A 4,667-nucleotide genomic window follows, 5' to 3' on the forward strand; every position below is an offset into this window, starting at 1 on the left:
GAAATCTGTCATTCCAAGGCGCCGCTATAAGAATACACCTCAAGAAAGAGTCGATTGGTGCTTATATCGGTATCGACATTTAGTGGAGAATGCTTTTGGAAGAATTAAGCACTATCGAGCAATATCAACAAGATATGACAAGCTAGCAAGAAATTACGCCAGTATGGTGTCACTGGCGTTTATGTTAATGTGGCTGCCGATGTATTGCTGAACAACATTTGTACAGCAAAGATCAACAGACCCTAGTAAATGGTGTGCTGGCAGGGCTATCGAGCTTAAATAATATATTTTCTGCAAGAAAATCTTTTCCCTTAGTTTGCGACCCATCAAAATATTTCGATAAAACCTTAGCGGAATCTTTCGTTTTCCGTTGTAAACGTTGAGAGCGTTAATTCGGTACGCAAGTCGGATTATCGAGCCGATGCGAACATCGGCAGTCCTAAATCTGTTCTAGGCTAAGCGTTTTTCCGCAAGAAAGGCTTGGGTGAAGTTTTCGACTGAACTCGGGTAGCCAAATAGAAATCCTTGGGCGAAACCTTGACCCATGTCAGTCATTATGTCTTTTTGTTGTTGAGTTTCAATGCCTTCTGCGACGAAGTGAATGTCGAGTGCCTGTGCGAGTTGCACTATAGCATTGCAGAGTTTTTGTCCTGAGACTTCGTTTAAGCGCAAGGCAAACTCGGCATCAATTTTGACGCTGTCTATTGGCAAAGTCCCTAAGCGACTGAGTGACGATAACCCAGTCCCAAAATCATCGATGGCAATACTGACACCTAACGCTTTGATACGATTGAGTGTGAGTCGTGCTTGCTCCGGTTGTCGTAACAATGCCGATTCGGTAATTTCTAAAATCAGTGCTTCGGCGGGTAACTTCGCCATTTCTAAGGCATTTATCACTTGGTCGATAAAATCTAAGTGTTCTAATTGCAGTGGTGACACATTGACTGAAATTCTAAAGTCGGGTTGATAATGTGCTCGCCAGAGGGCCGCTTGTACACAGGCCTGTTCTAATACCCATTGGCCAATGCTGACAATTAATCCTGTTTCCTCAAGCAATGGTACAAAGTCGGCAGCTTCATAATATTCTGTCGGTGACTTCTGCCAGCGGAGCAGGGCTTCGGCAGCAATAGTTTGATTTGTGTGTAAATCGACTATAGCTTGATAAGCGAGAGTGAATTGTTTTAGGCTATGTGCATGTCTTAGGTTATTGATTAACTGTAATTTTAACTCGGCTGCTAGGCTCATCTCTTTATCGTAAAACACGAGATGCGGTAAGCTCTTTTTAGCGCAATACATGGCAGTATCGGCAAGACTAATCAGCTGTCCCGCTTGGTTACTGTGGGTAGGAAATAGCGCAATGCCTATGCTGGTGCCGAGGAAGAACTTTTGGCCTTCAATTTCAAAGGGGCTCTCAAATAGGCTAAGAATTTGCTCTGCAAACAGCTGAATTTCATCTTTACAGCTACAGTCTTGCAGCACTAAGGTAAATTCATCTCCTCCCATACGGGCTATATCGGCCTTTTCGATACAACCTGCTTCGAGTCTGGCTGCGACGAGTTGTAATACTCTATCGCCCATGGAGTGACCGAAGCTGTCATTGATATTCTTGAAACCATTGAGATCTAAAAACATCAACGCCCCCAGTGCGAGGGGATCAGTTTTAAGTTTTTCGAGGGCACTATTGAGGATCTGTTTGAGATGGAACCGGTTAGGTAATCCAGTCAAGGTATCGTACATAGCCCGAGTTGTTAGCTGGGTTTCTAATAGTTTTTTAGTACTAATATCACTGAAAATATTCACATTATAATGAGCACCATCTTCGGTAATGATTTTACGGCTACTCTGCCAAGCAGGAAAGTTACTGCCATCTGAACGTCTTTTCCACGTTTCGCCCTGCCAAAATCCCCTTTGTTTCAAGGCGATTTGGCATTCGGTTTCTTCCCCCATATTATGGGTTCTTACCTCTAAAAATTCAGGGGTTTTACTGATGAGCTGCTCAGCGCTATAGCCGCAAATACGGCACATGGCTTTATTGACAGCCAAAATTTGATTATCAGTGTCAGTGATATACACAGCTTCGGCACTTTCTTCGAGCGTGGTCGACAAAATTTCTTTGGGAATATGAGCAAAACCATCAGAAATCGTTTCGCGCATTTGATTGCGGCGATTAAGAGCTTGTAATTCAACGAGTACCACGGGCTGTTGTTGCAGATAACAGCGATAGAGATTAATTCGAGTCGGCAGTTCATTGCCTTGTTGGCTCATGTGCAGCCAGTTGAATTCAACATTATTGCCAGCAATGGCTTCAAGGATCATTTCCCGCGCAAATTCAACACTATTGCGGCCTGAAGATTGGATCCTCGGAGAAAAATCATAGGGAGTCGCATTTACAAAAGCATCGTATTCAGTCTCAAAATAACTGAGGGTGGCTTGGTTGGCACTAATAAAGCTAAAGCCTTGAATTAAGGCTAAGGGGGTTTTATGGGGATGTGCTTGCCAGAGAGACAGCTTTTCTTGCAGTACAGGATCATCTGTACTGAGTTTCTTAAGTAAGTGTTGCCATCTGATCATTCAGGATACTCCCTTGTGACGCAAAATAGTCACATCCCATTTTTAGGTCTTCGTTGAACACGAAGTTGCCCAATAGTACATCATTCCAATGGGGTTAAAAATAAACCTAATTGTTGTTTCACTCAAATAGAAACTTAAAAAGTGTAGTTTAAGACTTGTATTCAAGCATATTTTTTAAGAACACCTGCTGCATATTTTAAGCTTAGGCAGATTTTATGCTATGTTTTGCACATCTTGCGTGAATTGGCTTTTATCATTGAGTCATTCAATTATCGAATACAAGGAGACATGGAATGGCGTATTTATTTAAAGTGCTAATCTCTAAAATATTAATATCGCTAGTCCTCATCTTTAGTTTTCATCTCGCGTTAGCAAATGCCGCCGAGGCGCCAAAGCCTAGATTGACCCTAGAGCAAAAAGCCGATAAGGCACGCATCGACTCACAGCGATTAGAACAGGCTCAATTAGAAAAGGCCCGTCAAGCCACTAAAGAGACGACAGAGCGGGAAGATAAAATTAAGCAACAATCCCAAACCAACGATTGGGAAGCACAGCAAAAACTTAAGGCACAAAAACAGTTCGACGAAAGAGAAAGTCGCGAGCAAAAATATTTACGGGAAGCAAAAGAAGCCGCCGCAAAAGAGCGTAAAATCCCTAAACCTTAATCAGGCCATCAACACAGTCGATTTCAGCTAGTCAGTGCTAGCATTATTTGTGAACATTACGACTATTCTCATTACTATGCACCTTACTATCCCTAGGAATTGTTGTTGAATATCTGCCCCTTATGTCATGGCGTTGAATTACTCGCTTATCATCAAGATAGGAAGCGTAGCTACCAGCAATGCCAAACCTGCCAACTGGTGAGCGTGCCTTCTGAGTTTTATCTTTCGGCCGAGGCAGAAAAAGCCGAGTACGATAAGCACGAGAATCATGCCGATGATCTCGGCTATCAAACATTTTTAAATCGCACACTCGAGCCACTACTTAGCCGTGTTAGCACTTTGGCCCAAGGGCTCGATTTTGGCTGCGGAGAAGGTAAGGCATTGAGTCTAATGGCAAAGGCGCGCGGTTATCAGATAGATAATTACGACCTTTATTACGCTAATAATCCCGAAACGTTAGCCCGCCAATACGACTTTATTACCTTAACCGAAGTCATTGAACACGTGAGTGGTGCCGCAGGGTTACTTGCCCAGCTTGATAGGTTATTAAAACCTAATGGCATTTTGGCGGTCATGACCAAGCGTGTGCAGGATAAAATCGCATTTGCCCGCTGGCACTATAAAAACGATCCCACCCACATCAATTTTTACGCCGAAGCAACCTTTGAGTGGATCGCACATCACTATGGCTGGCGACTCGAAATTATTGATAAGGACGTAGTCTTCTTGCATAAAGAGAGGCATAAAGAGATGCATAAAGGAATTCATCAGTCGAGTTAATGCCGTTGTCGCTTAAATGTACTTATCATCAATTTGTGACGCTATAGATACCTGATTTTCTATGGTTTTTGTTGCAATGCCAGTGGCTATTACTAATACCTCAAGCTCTGACTCAAGATTAGGGTTAGCTGTTAGCCCGATAATCACTAGGGCATCGTGGGGGGCGTTGTTTGTTTAGCACGCCTATCTGGTTGTATTAACTGAGTTCTATGGTGTTCCTCGCGACGACACTCACAATTGCCGCTAGTGCTTGGTCTATATCATCGAGTAGTGGATGTTGCACCGAACGTTTACTCGTATTCTGCGTGTGGTTTGCAAGACGCTCGACTAATTCATTCACCGATATTTTGCGGGGCGAGCGAGTAAGGGTCACTGATGCTGAAAATTAGGCTGTATATCTAGTTAACCTGAACTCGGGATAAGAAATGTTGAACTAATAGCCCTCCAAGTGATCGGATCTTTCGACCAAGAGAAACCCCATCACACCGGAGGGCCTATGCATAAATTAGTGGAAGTGTTTTGCGATGTCGATGATTTTTGCGCTGTTTTCATTCCAGAATGGGAAAAAACGCTGTTAACCGATGGTACACGCAAGCGTCAACGCCCTGGCCGTATGACGATGAGCGAAGTGATGACCATCATCATACTTTT

At 43.3% G+C, this 4,667-nt stretch carries 5 protein-coding genes and 1 pseudogene; 4 read left to right on the forward strand and 2 right to left on the reverse strand.

The window, feature by feature from the left end:
* Positions 1–211 (forward strand): transposase (locus L5L77_RS22300; protein WP_263163063.1); only part of this gene is annotated, 211 nt, incomplete at its 5' end.
* 239 nt (positions 212–450) lie between these two features.
* On the opposite strand, the gene L5L77_RS22305 is transcribed toward L5L77_RS22300, so the two are convergent.
* A complete protein-coding gene (locus tag L5L77_RS22305) occupies positions 451–2,571 on the reverse strand; it encodes a putative bifunctional diguanylate cyclase/phosphodiesterase (RefSeq protein WP_263223431.1) in 2,121 nt (706 codons plus the stop codon).
* A gap of 293 nt (positions 2,572–2,864) precedes the next feature.
* Here L5L77_RS22305 and L5L77_RS22310 point away from each other — a divergent pair, with 293 nt between their 5' ends.
* Positions 2,865–3,236, forward strand: a complete 372-nt coding sequence (locus L5L77_RS22310) for a hypothetical protein (protein ID WP_263186908.1) — start codon at positions 2,865–2,867, stop codon at positions 3,234–3,236.
* Positions 3,237–3,341: 105 nt separating this feature from the next.
* Complete coding sequence (locus L5L77_RS22315; RefSeq protein WP_131525538.1) at positions 3,342–4,016, forward strand: class I SAM-dependent methyltransferase; 675 nt, start codon at positions 3,342–3,344, stop codon at positions 4,014–4,016.
* 196 nt (positions 4,017–4,212) lie between these two features.
* On the opposite strand, the gene L5L77_RS22320 is transcribed toward L5L77_RS22315, so the two are convergent.
* The gene (locus L5L77_RS22320; RefSeq protein WP_254053164.1) at positions 4,213–4,356 is read right to left on the reverse strand and encodes a hypothetical protein; all 144 of its coding nucleotides are present in this window, start codon (positions 4,354–4,356) and stop codon (positions 4,213–4,215) included.
* A gap of 168 nt (positions 4,357–4,524) precedes the next feature.
* Here L5L77_RS22320 and L5L77_RS22325 point away from each other — a divergent pair.
* Positions 4,525–4,667: pseudogene (locus L5L77_RS22325) on the forward strand (IS982 family transposase); the annotation flags it as partial.

The organism is Shewanella sp. SM29, assembly GCF_025654245.1.
GTDB lineage: Bacteria > Pseudomonadota > Gammaproteobacteria > Enterobacterales > Shewanellaceae > Shewanella > Shewanella oncorhynchi.